Origin of the sequence: Edaphobacter bradus, from assembly GCF_025685645.1 — a bacterium.
In the GTDB taxonomy this organism is placed as follows: Bacteria; Acidobacteriota; Terriglobia; order Terriglobales; family Acidobacteriaceae; genus Edaphobacter; species Edaphobacter bradus.
Map to the genome: position 1 here is coordinate 135,283 of NZ_JAGSYF010000004.1, position 15,971 is coordinate 151,253.

General features: G+C 60.8%; 14 protein-coding genes. 9 read left to right on the forward strand and 5 right to left on the reverse strand.

Annotated elements, in window-relative coordinates:
• Positions 1–40 precede the first annotated feature (40 nt).
• Complete coding sequence (locus OHL16_RS15550; RefSeq protein WP_263368100.1) at positions 41–589, reverse strand: c-type cytochrome; 549 nt, start codon at positions 587–589, stop codon at positions 41–43.
• A gap of 177 nt (positions 590–766) precedes the next feature.
• Between OHL16_RS15550 and OHL16_RS15555 the strand changes: the two genes are divergently transcribed.
• From OHL16_RS15555 to OHL16_RS15565, 3 genes are all read left to right on the forward strand, one after another.
• On the forward strand, positions 767–1,465 hold the full coding sequence (locus tag OHL16_RS15555) for an outer membrane protein (protein ID WP_263368101.1): 699 nt from the start codon (positions 767–769) through the stop codon (positions 1,463–1,465).
• A gap of 159 nt (positions 1,466–1,624) precedes the next feature.
• A complete protein-coding gene (locus OHL16_RS15560) occupies positions 1,625–3,160 on the forward strand; it encodes a fumarate hydratase (protein ID WP_263368102.1) in 1,536 nt (511 codons plus the stop codon).
• Positions 3,161–3,362: 202 nt separating this feature from the next.
• Positions 3,363–5,837, forward strand: a complete 2,475-nt coding sequence (locus OHL16_RS15565) for a TonB-dependent receptor (protein ID WP_263368103.1) — start codon at positions 3,363–3,365, stop codon at positions 5,835–5,837.
• A gap of 581 nt (positions 5,838–6,418) precedes the next feature.
• On the opposite strand, the gene OHL16_RS15570 is transcribed toward OHL16_RS15565, so the two are convergent.
• The gene (locus OHL16_RS15570) at positions 6,419–7,126 is read right to left on the reverse strand and encodes an FkbM family methyltransferase (RefSeq protein ID WP_263368104.1); all 708 of its coding nucleotides are present in this window, start codon (positions 7,124–7,126) and stop codon (positions 6,419–6,421) included.
• A gap of 174 nt (positions 7,127–7,300) precedes the next feature.
• Entirely contained in the window at positions 7,301–8,002 is a 702-nt protein-coding gene (pgsA, locus tag OHL16_RS15575) for a CDP-diacylglycerol--glycerol-3-phosphate 3-phosphatidyltransferase (protein WP_263368105.1), read from the reverse strand.
• A 231-nt stretch (positions 8,003–8,233) separates the two neighbouring features.
• Here pgsA and OHL16_RS15580 point away from each other — a divergent pair, with 231 nt between their 5' ends.
• Entirely contained in the window at positions 8,234–9,436 is a 1,203-nt protein-coding gene (locus tag OHL16_RS15580) for an Ig-like domain-containing protein (RefSeq protein ID WP_263368106.1), read from the forward strand.
• Between the two features lie 50 nt (positions 9,437–9,486).
• Here the strand turns inward: OHL16_RS15580 and OHL16_RS15585 are convergent, their stop codons facing one another.
• Entirely contained in the window at positions 9,487–10,752 is a 1,266-nt protein-coding gene (locus OHL16_RS15585) for a Glu/Leu/Phe/Val family dehydrogenase (RefSeq protein WP_263368107.1), read from the reverse strand.
• Positions 10,753–10,986: 234 nt separating this feature from the next.
• On the opposite strand from OHL16_RS15585, the gene trpE reads away from it, so the two are divergent.
• Together trpE and OHL16_RS15595 are read left to right on the forward strand one after the other, a co-directional pair.
• A complete protein-coding gene (gene trpE / locus OHL16_RS15590) occupies positions 10,987–12,504 on the forward strand; it encodes an anthranilate synthase component I (protein ID WP_263368108.1) in 1,518 nt (505 codons plus the stop codon).
• A 43-nt stretch (positions 12,505–12,547) separates the two neighbouring features.
• Entirely contained in the window at positions 12,548–13,123 is a 576-nt protein-coding gene (locus tag OHL16_RS15595) for an anthranilate synthase component II (RefSeq protein WP_263368109.1), read from the forward strand.
• A gap of 3 nt (positions 13,124–13,126) precedes the next feature.
• Here the strand turns inward: OHL16_RS15595 and OHL16_RS15600 are convergent, their stop codons facing one another.
• Entirely contained in the window at positions 13,127–13,759 is a 633-nt protein-coding gene (locus OHL16_RS15600) for a class I SAM-dependent methyltransferase (protein WP_263368110.1), read from the reverse strand.
• Positions 13,760–13,871: 112 nt separating this feature from the next.
• Here OHL16_RS15600 and OHL16_RS15605 point away from each other — a divergent pair, with 112 nt between their 5' ends.
• The 3 genes from OHL16_RS15605 (at position 13,872) to OHL16_RS15615 (ending at position 15,971) form a co-directional block, all read left to right on the forward strand.
• On the forward strand, positions 13,872–14,891 hold the full coding sequence (locus OHL16_RS15605; RefSeq protein WP_263368111.1) for a nuclease: 1,020 nt from the start codon (positions 13,872–13,874) through the stop codon (positions 14,889–14,891).
• A gap of 129 nt (positions 14,892–15,020) precedes the next feature.
• Positions 15,021–15,581, forward strand: a complete 561-nt coding sequence (efp, locus tag OHL16_RS15610) for an elongation factor P (protein WP_263368112.1) — start codon at positions 15,021–15,023, stop codon at positions 15,579–15,581.
• Between the two features lie 108 nt (positions 15,582–15,689).
• On the forward strand, positions 15,690–15,971 hold the full coding sequence (locus OHL16_RS15615) for an acylphosphatase (protein WP_263368113.1): 282 nt from the start codon (positions 15,690–15,692) through the stop codon (positions 15,969–15,971).

Here is a 15,971-nt window from a genome sequence, read left to right on the forward strand (position 1 = left end):
AAGCCTCGGATCGTCCGCCTTCTCTCTTACAATCTCCGTCTCACTGCCCCTGCAAAATCTTCATCACCGGATCTGGCATCTCCTTGTCGGCATTCTTCAGCAGCAACGAAACCTGCCACATCTGCGTGTCCGACAGCACATGCCTGTACGACGGCATCCCCGTCAGCCGAATCCCATTCGCCACCTTCCAGTAGGTCTCACCCGGCGCATCATCGCTCACCCCGACGACGTTATTGCGCGCGTGCTTCTTCCACAATTGCGGCGCCGCAGGATACATCGACTTCGCAAACGGCACATCGTGTCCCGGAGTCCCATGGCAGCCCGCGCACTGCGTCTTGTAGACCTGCGCGCCGCCTTCAAACACATCCTCGCCGATGCCGAACGGCGCGTCTTTCTTCTCGCGTTCGATCCGCCCCTCGAGCGGCAACCGCACAATCTGCTTCTCCATCGGCAGCGGAGCATCCGCCACCGCCACCGGCAGCGGACCGAACCGCAGGTACAGAAACAGCCCCGCGGCCGCAGCTGCCACTCCCAGCAGAAAGCCCAGAAACACCTTGCCGAATCCACCGCCGCTGCTCTTCTTGGCCATAACCTATGTCACCTTTAATGAAGCGATTCTCTCCGCCGGCCGCCGCCGAAACCCTCTTCCGATGTTCTAATAAGAGTTGGCCCGCGGTTCGAGTCCAGGCGGCGCGCCTCAGGTTCCACAATAGCAAGAGCTCAGCATGTGCAGGAGTATTGGTTGATGTTCGGTTTCAGGATCAGTGTGAAGTCTGTAGCAACCCTTTTTATTGCGACCCTTGTCATTGGCGGAGCAGGCCACCTGCAGGCGCAGGTCAGCCGCCGGCCCCGCCACGAGTCCACCGCCAACCGCAAGGAACGCATCCAGCGCATCATCCATGACACCTACAGCCACCGCTATGAGGTCGCCGGCGGCGGCGGATACCTCCGCTTCCGCTCCGGCGAGACCCTCCAGAAGAACAACGAAGTCACCTTCTGGATGACCGGCACTCGCTACTTCAACCCCAAGCTCGGCATCACCGCCGACATCCGCGGGGCCTACGGCCACGCCAAGGTAGGCAACACCGCCTTCAACATCCCCAACCCGCAGATCTCCCAGTACAACTTCATGGCCGGCCCCACCTACCGCATCTACTCCAGGCAGAAGTACGCCGTCAGCATCTACGGAGTCGGCGGCGCCGCCCTCGGCAAGTTCGACACCGGCTCCAAAGGCATCCCCTCATCTGAACTCCACCTATGGGAGACCGGCTACCGCCCCGCCTTCAGCGTCGGAGCCAACCTCGACTACAACTTCTTCCCCAACTTCGCCATGCGCATCTCGCCCACCTACGTCGGAGGCCTCTACCGCCTCTCACCCAACGACACAGTCACCTCCAAGGGCTCTATCCAGAACAACGTCGGCTTCAACATAGGCCTCCTCTACCGCTTCGGCCGCATCAAGTAGCTCGCAGTCCATTCGAGCGGAGCTCGATCGGTCGCGCTTAAGGGCACGGCTTCAGCCGTGCCCTTAAGCGCACTCCCATGAAACATCCTTCGATAACCGCGCACCTGCGCCGATGTACGGCGACAATCGCTATATCAGCCGCCTAGAATTGATGGTGACATGGCCACCATCAAGCAATCCGACTTCATCCAGTCCGTAGCCGACGCCCTCCAGTACATCAGCTACTACCACCCCGAGGACTTCATCACCAACCTCACCCGCGCCTACGAGCTGGAAGAATCCCCCGCCGCAAAGGACGCCATGGCTCAGATCCTCATCAACTCGCGCATGTGCGCCGAGGGCCACCGCCCCGTCTGCCAGGACACCGGCATCGTCACCGCATTCATCAAGCTCGGCATGGAGACCCGCTGGGACAACGACGGCCAGCCTCTGATGACCGTCCAGCAGATGGCCGACGAGGGCGTCCGCCGCGCCTACCTCCTCCCGGACAACAAGCTCCGCGCCAGCATCCTCGCCGACCCTGCCTTCTCCCGCAAGAACACCGGCGACAACACCCCCTCCGTCGTCTCCGTCGAGATGGTTCCCGGCGGCGAGGTCGACGTCACCGTAGCAGCCAAGGGCGGCGGCTCCGAGGCCAAATCCAAGTTCGCCATGCTCAACCCCTCCGACTCCATCGTCGATTGGGTCCTCAAGACCGTCCCCACCATGGGCGCCGGCTGGTGTCCTCCCGGCATGCTCGGCATCGGCATCGGAGGCACCGCCGAAAAGGCGATGGTCATGGCCAAAGAGTCCCTCATGGACCCCATCGACATGCAGGAGCTCAAGGCCCGCGGCCCGCAGAACAAGATCGAAGCCCTCCGCATCGAGCTGCACGACAAGATCAACCGGCTCGGCATCGGAGCCCAGGGGCTCGGCGGCCTCACCACCGTCCTCGACGTCAAGATTCTCGACTACCCCACCCACGCGGCCAACCTCCCCATCGCCATGATCCCCAACTGCGCCGCCACCCGCCACGCGCACATCCACCTCGATGGCTCAGGCCCCGTCGCGCTCGATCCACCATCGCTCGACGCCTGGCCACAGCTCACCTACGACGTCTCCAAAGCCACGCGAGTCAACCTCGATGGCATCACCCACGAAGAAGTAAAGACCTGGAAGCCCGGCGAGGTCCTCCTCCTCTCGGGCAAGCTTCTCACTGGCCGCGACGCCGCCCACAAGCGCATGACCGACATGCTCAACCGCGGCGAAAAGCTCCCGGTCGACCTCAAGGGCCGCTTCATCTACTACGTCGGCCCGGTCGACGCCGTCCGCGACGAGGCCGTAGGCCCCGCGGGCCCCACCACCGCCACCCGCATGGACAAGTTCACCCGCCAGATGCTCGATCAGACCGGCGTCCTCGGCATGATTGGCAAAGCCGAGCGCGGCCCCGCCGCCGTCGAGGCCATCCACGACCACGAGGCCGTTTACCTCATGGCCGTCGGAGGAGCCGCCTACCTCGTCTCCAAAGCCATCAAGAGCAGCCGCGTCCTCGCCTTCGAAGACCTCGGCATGGAGGCCATCTACGAGTTCGACGTCAAGGACATGCCCGTCACCGTAGCCGTAGACTCCCGCGGAGTAAGCGTCCACAACACCGGCCCCGCCGAGTGGAAAGCCCGCATAGCCGGCGAACTCGCAGGGGTCCCCATCCTCCAGTAGCGCAGCCAGCCTTCTACGGCGGTCATTCTGAGCGAAGCGAAGAATCCCCGCAGTTCGCACAGCGCGCCACAGCAGATCGGGTGCACCATCCATCGCGGTTTCATCGCGATGGGTGGGAATGAATCCTGTCCGGACGCATCCGCAAAAATTTGTCTCAAATTCCAACCTGACAAACTACCTGCGAAGCGTTTACATAATCCTCATGCCGCCTTCCCGACTGGCAAGCGGAATCATCCTCGGACTCTCTCTCCTTTGCTGCACGGGCCTCGCAACGGGACAGACACCCGCACCCTATTCGCAGGTCGCCCTCGCCGTAATCGATGAGAACGGACTCCCCGTCCCCGACGCCCAGGTCATCATCTCTGAGCCGGGACGCAATGCCGTTCAACTCCAAACCAATTACGCCGGCCGCTGCGCCTACGCGTTACATCAGGACGCTCCTTACCAGATTCGCGTAGAAAAACCCGGCTTCTATCGAGCTCTCGAAGAGAACGCTGACGCGCACCAGAAAACCGCTGAGGTCATTCTGGCCCATGAACAGATCGTGCGTCAGGAAGTTGATGTCGTCGCCTCAACCACCGGAATCGATCCTCAGCAGATCTCTGACAACAGCACGATGAACACGCCCGAGATCGTCAACATCCCTTATCCAACCTCGCGCGACATTCGCAACCTCCTCCCATTCAATCCAGGTGTCGTGCAGGACAACTTCGGTCGAATCCACGTCGCCGGATCGGAGAGCTACGCCACCCTCGATCTCTTCGACGGATTCGACATTCGCTCGCCCGTAAGCGGCGCGCTGGCCATGCGCGTCAGCCCCGACGCCGTCCGCACCATCGACGTAGAAACAACACGCTACCCGGTCCGCTTCGGCCGAGCCACAGGAGGCGTCGTGGCCTTCTACACCGGCATGGGAGATAACCGTTTCCGCCTCAACGCCACCGACTTCATCCCTTCGTTTCACCAGATCAACGGAATTCGTTTCGACAAGTTCGTCCCCCGCCTCAGCTTCTCCGGCCCGATCGTCCGCAACCGCGCCTGGTTCTTCGATGGAGTTGAAGTCGAGTACGACAACATCTACATCAAGGAACTCCCCGCCGATGCCGATACAAACCACCTCACGCGCGGCAGCAACTTGCTTAAGGCGCAAGTCAACCTTACCTCGGCGAACATCCTCTCCGGCGGCTTGCTCTTCAACGGCTACCATTCCCCATACGACGGCATCTCGCCCTTAGTCCCGCAGCAGAGCACAACCAAACGCGACACCACCGCCTGGCTCCCTTACATCCGCGACCAGCACAGCTTCCACAACGGAGCCGTGCTCGAAGCAGGCTTCGGAGTCGTCCGTTTCCGCGACTCCTACGAGCCACATGGAAACAGCCCCTACCAACTCACTCCAGAAATCGCCAAAGGCAGCTACTTCGAAAACCAGACCTCCCATTCGCGCCGCGAGCAGGCAATCGCGACCCTGTATCTGCCGCCACGAAACCTCCACGGTCGTCATGACCTGATGGCCGGAATCGAACTCAACCACATCACCTTCGACAGCGAGACTTCCCGCGCGCCGGTCAACTACCTGCGAGAAGATGGAACCCTCCTCCGCCAAAGCACCTTCCCCACGATCTCCCCATATACTCGCCACAACCTGGAAACAGGTGCCTACATTCAGGACCGTTGGCTCGCCCACCCAGGGCTGCTCGTCGAACCCGGCCTGCGTTTCGACTGGGACGAGATCATCCGCCGCCCGCTCTTCTCGCCCCGCATCGCCTTCGTGTACTCGCCGCCCGGAGCCGAATCATCACTGAAGCTATCAGCCGGCATCGGCCTCTACTACGAACACACTCAGCTTGAATACCTCACGCGGTCTCTCGCCGGAGTTCGCTACGACACCTACTACGCCGCCAACGGAGTAACGCCAATCCCTCCTCCGCTGCCAACCGTCTTTACAACAACTCAGTCCTCGCTCACCCAGACGCACGCTCTCAACTGGAGCATCGGCATCGAGAAAAAACTGCCGCACGAGATCTACGCCAGCGTGAACTTCCTCGACAAGCGCATCTACGACGGCTTCGTCTACGCCAACCAGAACGGCCCAGCCGCGCTATCAGGCACCTACCTGCTGACCAACCAAAGACAAGACCACTACCACTCGATCGAAGTCGACGCGCGGCACACCTTCGCGCGGGATTACACACTCTTCGCCTCCTACACCCACTCCTCGGCCCGCACGAACGCCGCTCTCGACTACGTCCCCACCATCTCGGTCCTCGGTCCGCAGCAAAGCGCCCCTCTCCCATGGGATGTCCCCAATCGCCTGATCTCCTGGGGATGGCTGCCCTTCCCATTGCAAAGGCTCAAAAAGAGCTGGGACCTCGTCTACACCCTCGACTGGCACTCCGGATTCCCATACACCCCCGTCAACGCCAACCGCCAGGTCGTAGGAGCAGCAGGCTCAGGAAAATTCCCCGACTACGTCTCCTTCAGCCCCGGCATCGAATGGAAGTTCCACCTCCGCGGAGCCTACTTCGGACTGCGAGGAGTCATGGAAAACGCCACAGACAGCAAAAATCCATTGACTGTATACAACGTCGTCGATTCACCCCAATACGGAACCTTCAGCCAATATCTGGGAAGAGCCCTGACCGGCCGCATCCGGCTCATCGGAAGAGTGAAATAAAAATTCAGAGAGGGATAAGCGAGCGATCACCGTCGCCGTAAAAGACGTCCCTACGGAAGGGGACGGCTTCAGCCGCGCCGGAATTTCGCTTCTAGGTACCCCGAGGCTTTAGCCTCGGGTCTCTCAAGCACGCCGCGAAGCGGCAACCGCTCTGCCGAAGGCCTGAGCGAAGTCCGAAAGACGAAGCGACTAGATTTTGCCTCTAACGATGCCAAGAGCATACGAATCAGTAACTTGGAAAAGCATGCCCCAAAATCCCAGCAAACTCCATGTCAAGCCTCCAAACCACTCAACCCAATAAAAACAAACAACTTCCTCGTGGCAGAGCAGTTTCCCCAATTTGCTAAAATAGAGAAATAGATACAAAAGCAATAGAGAAATAGATACAAAAGCCCCGGGTATCCGGGGCTCCATTGTTTAACCCACAAATCTACGAGTTCGACGGACGGGATATGTCGGTGACCGTGGCAGTGGTCAGCAAGGGCACGAGCGTGCACAAGACGTGGCCAAGGGAGTGGTCGCGCAGGCGGGAACTCCGATTCTGCAGTGATGGAACTGGGGGTTGTCGGCAGGTAATCTCGCTAGTTTGCCAGTGTTGATAGCCGCTTGGTGGAGGAGCTTGAGAGCTGTCTATACCGCGAGTCGTCGAGGAGAAAGGTATAGTCGCCGCGACGTTTGTGGACAATTTTGTAGCCGGCTTTGCGCATCCTCGTGATCATCCTGGCGGTCTGCCGGGGCTTCAACCAGGGGTGAAACTCGACGCATATCTGCCGGACGGGAATTTGTTCGGACAATACCTGGTCGATCACTTCGTACTCGAATCCTTCGATATCCATCTTTAGGAGATCGATGCTTGTGTGACCGTTATCGGACATGATGGTTGATAGCTTTACGCAGGGAAATTGCACTTTATCGATCCCTTCCTGGGGGACGGAGTAGGAACCTTCCTCAAAATCCTTTGGTACTGAAAACTCAATGGCGCCAGTCTCTGCGGCAAGTCCGATTGGGAAAAAGTGCATGTTGCGCAGGTCGCTTTTCGCAATGGTGGCGCATCCGGTGGGAGAGGGATCGAAGAGTAGAACCGGCTCTTTCGTTGTCCTGGCAAGCTCAAGCTCGAAGGATATGCCCAGGCCGACTCCGGCGCAGTATGCCACCTCCGTTGGATGCCCGGTATTGATGAACCAGCCGCTGCTTTCATTGCCGACAAGCTGCATATCGGGAGATGAAGAACAGAAGAAGCTGTCAACCGTTTTGCGAGCCTTACTGCGTAGCCATGTTTCAAATCGCATGGCCTAATAGAAATAGACAAATGGCTCCGGGTTGTCCCAGGCTCCATTGCTTAACTCGCAACTCGTTTGTTTTTAATACTTTGCACGTAAACCTTTTAGATGGAATACTTTACCATCAAAGTCCAAGCCTAAGTCTTGTAGATAGAATACTTTGCGCAAAAACAGGGGGGAGGGTCACACAATCCGGGAAGGATGCTCCGGAGAAGGCGGAGCAGGCTTCTTCCGGCTGAGCACCACCCGCCGGCGACGCTGCCGCTCGGCCGCATGATCGATCTTCTTCCAGAAGGCGACAAAGTAGTCCACCGCCGAGATGATCGACACGGTAGTCATCCAGTAGATCGCCGTAAGCGCAATAAACCGCACCGCGATGATGAAGCCGCCGCCCAGACTCGGGAACCAGATCCAGTAGTCCCAGCGGTGCGCCAGAATCGCAGCCACAACCGAGACGATCTGGATCACCGTCTTCAGCTTTCCGATCTCGCTGGCTTCAATTGTGAATCCTTCGGCCGCTGCAATCGACCGCAGCCCCGAGACCAGAAACTCCCGCCCGATCACCAGCACGGCAATCCACGGCGGCACAATCCGCGGGTTATACGCCACCAGCACAATGTAAGCCGCCGAAACCAGCAGCTTGTCGGCCAGCGGATCGAGCAGCATCCCCATCGTTGTGATCTGCCCGCGCTTCCGCGCCAGATAGCCGTCGAGCCCGTCCGTGATGCTCGCAAGAATAAAGACGATCGAAGCGATGATCTCCTGCTCGCCGCCCTTCAGGCCCGCCTCGCCGTGGCCCTGAAACGGGAACACAGGCGACAGAATCCAGATGAGCAGCGGGATGCATGCAATCCGACTCATCGTGATGGAATTTGGCAGGTTCATCGGGGTGTCGTCTACGAACAAACCGGTGGCGAAAGTGTTCGCACCAGACAATAGCATTCTGCCACACTGAGCCGCGACTCGCGATGCACCAGAGATCGCACCGGGCGCAGCCGAACCTCGGAACGGGAATCCAGCAGCCTGGTTTCTTTGAAGGCCACTCTCACATTCGGCTCTCCAGCCGATAGAGACAGTGTCTGCCCAGCCCGCTGGGAGCCTTCAAGGGGATTTGCGATGCCGTTTCGACATCTTGCCTGTCTGTCCGCCGTTCTGCTTACCGCCTCGGCCGCACAGGCGCTGGAGCGGCCAGCCGCTCCGCGCAACGCGACGCTGACGCCGACCAACCTCGTCCTGACCATCGCGACACCAACGACGATGGTCTACGGTCAGGTCGTCGACGGCTCAGCCCAGGTCACAGCCAGCGACGGTAGCATAATGACCGGCACGATCACCTTCTACGACGGAGCGGTCAACCTCTGCGTCCTTGAGATCGCTCCGGCGGCAAGCTGTCCGGCAAGCGCTGGCGAGGGCTTCGCTGCCGGCGCCCACGTGCTCACGGCGGTCTACTCGGGAGATGCTACCCACGCGCCCTCGACCTCGAACGCCGTCACCATCACAGTCCTCCAGGACACAACCACGGCAACTCTCACCAGCTCAGCCAATCCCGCCACAGCAGGGCAGGGAATCGTCTTCACCGCAAGCATTCAGGGCACGCACGCCACGCCAGCCGGAACCGCCACCTTCCTCGACGGAGGCGCAGTACTCGGAACCGCCCCGCTGGATGCGACCGGCACGGCAACCCTGAACACCGCAGCGCTCGCCGCCGGAAACCACATGGTCACCGTGACCTATGCCGCGACTCCCAACTTCACCGCAGCCACCACCCTGCCGCTGAGCCAAACGATTCAACCGGCAGCCGTTGTTCCGCCCACCAAGCCGTCCTTCACAGTCGGCGTCGGCACCGTGACTGTGCGTGTAGGCGAGAAGGCCGCGGTCCCCGTAACAGTAGTGCCAGCCAACGGCTTCAGCCAGCCGGTGAATCTGGCCTGTACCAACCTGCCCGACGAGACGACCTGCGCCTTCGGAGCCGTGACGATCCCCTCCGGCGGTGGTGCGACGATGCTTACCCTGAGCACCGCTGCGCCGCACGACTGCGGTGCGACGGCTCCCTACGGAAGCGCGAGCCTGCCCTATGCAGCACCGGCCGCGGCGGGGCTGCTCGTGCTGCTCCTTCCCGGGAGACGCCGTCCGTTGCGTGGACTTGTGGCGACGTTGATAGCCTTGAGCGGCCTGGCCGGAATGACCGGCTGCGGGACCGGCAACTGCACCGACTTCGGAACGCGCCCCGGAACCTACACGATCTCGGTGACGGGAACCTCGACCGGAGCGACTCCGGCGACGGTATCGCAGAAGGTCGTCGTCAGGGTAACGATTTAAAACGGAAGAGGCAGCGCGAGGCCGCCTCTTCCGTCCAGCCGGGAACTTGCTTAGGCGTAGATTCCGCGCTGTTTGGTGGTATAGGCGACGCGGTCGATCGCGAGCATATAGGCCGCAATGCGATTGTTCACGCGGTGGTTCTCCGCGTAGGCGATCACATCGCGGAAGCTCTCCGACATGATGCTGTCGAGCCGCTGGTTGACCTCGGCCTCCGTCCAGAAGTAGCCCATGCGGTCCTGTACCCACTCGAAGTAGCTGGTGGTCACGCCGCCTGCGTTGGCGAGGATGTCCGGGATGATGAAGACGCGCTTGTCGCCGAGAATCTCGTCGGCAACCGTGGTCGTCGGCCCGTTGGCGCCCTCGCACAGGATGCGGCAGCGGATCTTGTCCGCATTGCGGCTGGTGATGACGTTCTCGGTCGCCGCAGGGATCAGGATCTCGCACTCGCGCGTCAGCAGCTCGGCGCTATCGATGGCCTCGGCCTCGCGGAAGCCGTTAATCGTACCGGCGTTCTTGCGGTGCTCGATGAGAGCGGGAATATCGATGCCCTTCGCGTTGTAGAGCCCACCGTCCCACTCGGCGATGCCGATGATGGTGTAGCCCTTCCTCTGCAGCAGCTTCGCGGAGTTGGAGCCGACGTTGCCGAAACCCTGGATGATGACGCGGCAGCCGTCAACGGCGATGCCCAGATGCTTCAGAGCTTCGTCGCAGACGACGGAGACGCCGCGGCCGGTAGCTTCGGTGCGTCCGCGCGAGCCGCCGATGTTCACCGGCTTGCCGGTGACGACGGAGGTGACGGTCTGGCGCATGTGCATGGAGTAGGTGTCCATGATCCAGGCCATCGTCTGCTCGTTGGTGTTCATGTCGGGAGCGGGGACGTCTTTTTCAGGGCCGATGAACTCGATGAGTTCAGCGGTGTAGCGGCGGGTCACGCGTTCGAGCTCGCCCTGCGACATCTTCTTGGGGTTGCAGATCACCCCGCCCTTGGCTCCGCCAAACGGGATGTTGACGACCGCGCACTTCCAGGTCATCCAGCTTGCGAGCGCGCGGACCTCGTCGAGCGAGACATCCGGGGAATAGCGGATGCCGCCCTTCGCAGGCCCGCGGGCGATGGAGTGCTGGACGCGGTAGCCGGTGAAGACTTCAATGGAGCCGTCGTCCATGGTGACGGGAATGTGAACGATGATCTCGCGAGAGGGATAACGAAGGACCTTCCAGATTCCCTGGTCGAGGTTAAGTTTCTTTGCTGCGAAGTCGAAGCGAGCTGCCTGGGCTTCCCAGGGATTGGTCTCCTGCTCAATGCTGAGAGTCTGCATAACTGGTTCTTGTTCCCTTTTCTTCTCTGTTGCTGGTATCAGCGATTCTCCGGCCATAGTCTTTGCCCTCGTGGAAAGCAAACATACAGCTTGTGCCAGGCCGGTCTGTGGCCCAAACCCGATGGAGTATAGGCCTCTAAAGTGACGATTCGCAAACGCCAGCCATAGCACAAACGGGGAATAGTAGGAAGTGGGCGGGACGTTGTCAAGCTGGCAGTTATCATGAGAACAATCATGCCTTCCGCTGAAGCCCGATCTCTGCCTTCCGCCCGCGACTTTGCAGCGTTGAGCCGCAAGCATACGCTTGTCCCCGTTTACCGAACCGTGACCGCAGACCTGGAGACGCCTGTGTCCGCGTTTCTGCGAATCGCGGCCGAGGAGCCGGAGGCGTTTCTGCTGGAGTCGGTTGAGGGCGGCGAGCACGTAGGCCGTTATACCTTCATCGGAATACAGCCCTATAAAAAGATGTTGGCGCGAGGCCACGAGATTACGGTTGAGGAAGGGAAGCGGCGGCGCAGCTTTACGGGAGACATCTTCGAGGAACTGAAGCAGGCGCTGGGTGGACATACGCCGGCGCGGCTGCCGGGTCTGCCGCCGTTTACCGCCGGGGCGGTGGGCTTTTTCGCTTACGATGTCGTGAGGCTCATCGAGAAGCTGCCCGCTACTGCGAAGGATGAGCTTGGCGTTCCCGACGCATGCCTGATGTTCTTCGACCAGGTACTCGCCTTCGACCACGTCAAGAAAGAGATTCACCTGATGGTGACCGCCGACCTTACGCGCGAGAAAAAGGAAGGGGCGTACCAGCGCGCTGTGCAGCGTCTGAATCGTCTGGAACGCAGACTCGCAGGCGCACTGCCGAAACCCAGCAGGAAAAAGCCAGGAGGCAAACTAAAGCTTATACCGCGAACCCCAAAGGCGACATTTCTCAAGTCGGTCGAGAAGACCAAGGAGTACATCGCCGCAGGGGATGTCTTTCAGTGCGTGCTCTCGCAGCGGTTCGACTGTGAGCCGGGAGTCGATGCCTTTGAGGTCTATCGCTCGCTGCGCATCGTGAATCCTTCGCCGTACATGTACTTTCTCCGCTTCGGGCTGGATGATGACTCCTCGAAGAAGAACGCCGCGACGCACCACATCGTGGGCTCGTCGCCGGAACTGCTGGTGCGAGTGCACGGCCGTGAGGTGGAGTACAGGCCGATTGCGGGCACGAGGCCGCGTAGCGCCGACGAGGTCGAGGACCGCGCCATTGAAGCTGAGCTGCGTTCCGACGAGAAGGAGCTCGCCGAGCACATCATGTTGGTGGATCTTGGCCGCAACGACGTTGGCCGTGTCAGTGAGTTCGGCAGCGTTAAGGTGAAGGACTTGATGTTTGTCGAGCGCTACAGCCACGTGATGCATCTGGTCACTGCTCTTGAGGGCAAGTTGAAATCCGGCCTCGGCTCCATCGACGCATTTCGTGCGTGCTTCCCAGCGGGGACCCTGAGCGGTGCCCCGAAGATCCGTGCCATGGAGATCATCGAAGAGCTCGAGCCGGCCCGCCGCGGCGTCTATGGCGGCAGCATCCTCTACGCGGACTTCAGCGGCAACCTTGATTCATGCATTACCATCCGCACGCTGTACATGAACGGCAAGCAGGGGCATATTCAAGCAGGGGCGGGGGTTGTTGCGGACTCGGTTCCGGAGAAGGAGTTTGAGGAGTGCAGGAACAAGGCGCAGGCGGTGGTGAGGGCGATTGAGCGCGCACGGCAGCAGTAGCGCAAACGCAGCAGCCGACGGTGTTGCGGCGTAAAATCAACCTATGGTCTTCGTCCTCGACAACTACGACTCCTTCACCTACAACCTGGTGCAGTACATGGGCGAGCTGGGCGCGGAGATCGTCGTTCACCGCAACGATGAGCTCACTCCCGCCCAGGTGGAGGCGCTGGGGCCGGACAGGATTCTCATCTCGCCGGGGCCATGCACTCCGCAGGATGCTGGCATCAGCATCGACCTTATTCGTCACTTTGCGCAGGCGAAGAAGCAGATTCCAATTCTCGGAGTCTGCCTTGGGCATCAAGCCATCGGCGCGGCCTTCGGCGGTCAGGTGGTCCGTGCGGCGAAGCTGATGCACGGCAAGACCAGCGAGATCGAGCACGACGGCAAGACCATCTTTCGCGGGATTCCCCCGAAGATGACCTGCACGCGGTATCACTCGCTGATTGTGGCCGACGAGGGACTGCCGAAGGAGCTTGAGGTCTCGGCGCGAACCCTCGACGGCGAGACGATCATGGCGCTGCGGCACCGCGATCTGCCGATTGAGGGTGTCCAGTTTCACCCGGAGAGCGTGCTGACGACGCACGGCAAGCAACTCATCGAAAATTTCCTGAAGATGTAGACGTCAGGGACGCTTGCAGTCCACACCGAGGCAGCCGGTCCAGCGTCCTTCAGACTCGACCTCGCTGAAGCGCGGGTCCGGCGAATCCCCGAGCTGCGCGCGGCGGATGTTGGTGAATCCTGCCTCGGCAAGCTGTTCTGCGATGCCTTTGTAGTCCCACATCCACAGATGCCGCGCGCGGCCGAAGAGGGCCGTCGGCATCGCCCGGAGACCGCGCGGGAGATTCGTCTCGCCGAGGTAGGTCTCACGCATGAAGCGCGAGGATGCCTCTGGACTGGGATCGTTTACATAGCTCTTGATGAGCTGTTCAAGATCAGGCAGGACCAGCCGGAAGGTTCCGCCCGGACGCAGGTAGTTGAAGACGTTCCGGACGGCGACGCGAAACTCTTCGAGGGTCATGTGCTCCAGAACGTGCGAACAGTAGACCGCGTCAGCCGACTGTGGCGGAACAGGCAGTCCCTTGATCACGTCGCCGTATTGAATGTTTCTGGGATAGTCAGGAAAACCTCGCTTCACGAGCAGCGGTGTGAGGAAGGGAAACCGGCTCTGTAACCAGAAAGCAGGGCCCGCATCGAAGTTTTTCCAGGTTGCCGGAGCACACATTCCACACCCAAACTGCACGTATTGGCGATCCATAGGCCGTATTATACAAAGCGTGAAGTAAGCTTCGAATGCTGTGAGTGTGTCGCGTTCCAACGTATTTCGATATGCTTCTGCAATGCACCACGCTGACGAAACGAGGGAAGGGATGAAGGCTGGTTGGTTCACGATCTGCCGGCTCGTTCCTGCTCTATTCCTGGTCGCCGTGGCGCGCGGGCAGCAGCCGATCGGCACGGTCGGAGTGCAGGATGCGACAGTTGCCGGCTCTCTCGAAGTGACCAATGGACGTGCGGTGCTGGTAGGGAGCACGACGGTAACGGCGCGAGAGCACACGGCTGAGGTCACGCTCAGCCGTGGCGGCGAGATTCGCGTCTGCGCTACCAGCGGATTGCACGTCACGGCAGGCAAGAGCGCAGAAGGTACCATGCCGTTGATGCTGGCACTTGATCGCGGAGCCATTGAAGTTCACATGTCCGCAACAGCAAACGATGTCGTGATGACGCCGGACCTGCGCTTTTCCATGCGCGTTGCCGGCCCGCTCGATCTGCGGATTCGCGTGGCTCCGAACGGCGATACTTGCGTGGAGAACCGAGGCGGGCAGGCTCCCGCTCTGAACATCGCAGACCAGTTTGGGGAGGCGTCGTATGTACTGCTTCCCGATCAGCACGTGTTGTTTGAGCACGGCAGCCTCAAAGAGGTAGTGGACCACGAGAGCTCGCCGTGCGGCTGTCCTCCCGATCCAGTGGTCTCGGTGGCGGACGGAGGTAACACTTCGGCCACGCCCGCCGCTCCAGGAGCCGCGGTGTCCACAAAGGCTGTCGAGGAGGAACATCCCTTCCCGGCGGCCATCAGCGACGGGCTCGCTCCAGGAAGTGCTGTGCCTCAGGCCGAGGCCGTTCACGCGCAGGTCACGACGACCATGAGCTACGGCACATCGGAAAGCGAAGGCGGGACGGGAGCGCCGCACGCTGCTGCCTCTGCTCCGTCCGGTGCCGGCGCGGGAGCCGTCCCGATAGCACCAGTCCCAAGTGCCGCCCCTGCAACGACGGCTACCGCCGTGGCGCCCGTGGAGACAACGGCCCAGGCGCCTCCGCCTCCGCCCGCCCCTGCGCCGCACGGCGTATTTCATTCGATTGGCCGCTTCTTCAAGCGGCTCTTTGGCGGCTGATCAGGAGCCTGACGACCGCCTTCGGTCCTCTAGCTGCGTTACAATAGAAGGGTTGTGGAGATGGGACTGCCGCCGTGGCGCGCCCTCCACGCACAACCAACACAACCGTTAGAGATCAGGGGTTTTCTTATGTCGATTCCCGCTACGCAGATGCGCCCGGGCATGATTATCAAGTTCAAGGACGACCTTCACCTCGTCTTCTCCGTGGAGCATCGCACGCCCGGTAACCTCCGTGCGTTCATCCAGGCCAAGCTCCGCAATATCCGCACCGGCGCGATGTTCGTCGAGCGCTTCCGCTCGCCGGACCCCATCGAGCGCGTCGTCGTGGACGAGGTCAAGATGGAGTTCCTCTACAACGACGGGGATGACTACTACTTCATGGACATGGAGAGCTTCGAACAGACGCACCTCAAGCGCGAGACGCTCGGCGACGCGGTGGACTATCTGCTGCCGAACCTGACCATCGCCGTGAGCTTCCACGACGGCAAGGCCGTAGGCATTGAACTGCCCGGCGTCGTCGAGATGACGGTGGTCGAGACCGAGCCGGGCATCAAGTCGGCGACGGCGTCCTCCGTCACCAAGCCTGCCAAGCTCGAGACCGGGCTGGTCGTGCAGGTTCCGCCGTTCATCAACGAGGGCGAGAAGATCCGCGTCGATACCGCCGAAGGCGCGTACATGAGCCGGGCGTAACGATTCGCAGAGGAATCACATACAGAGGCAGAGTGACAACTCTGCCTCTTCGCCTCTCATCAGCAGATTCTTGCAAGGCGAAAGTCGCTCTGCGACACTGAGGACTCCATGGTCTGCCATTACCTCGTCAAAGGCCGCGTTCAGGGCGTCGGATTCCGCTGGTTTGTGCAGCAGGAGGCCGCGGAGATTGGCCTGCGTGGCTGGGTGCGAAATACGGACGACGGCCATGTTGAGGTGGTCGCTGCCGGCAGCCCCGAGGATATAGCCGACCTGAAAGCCGCGCTCAGGAAGGGATCGCGAGGCAGCCGTGTGGACGCTGTCATTGAACATGAATTGACCGATAGCGAAGGCGAGAAACTCGGTCCATTTGAGATTGAAGGAGCCTGGTAA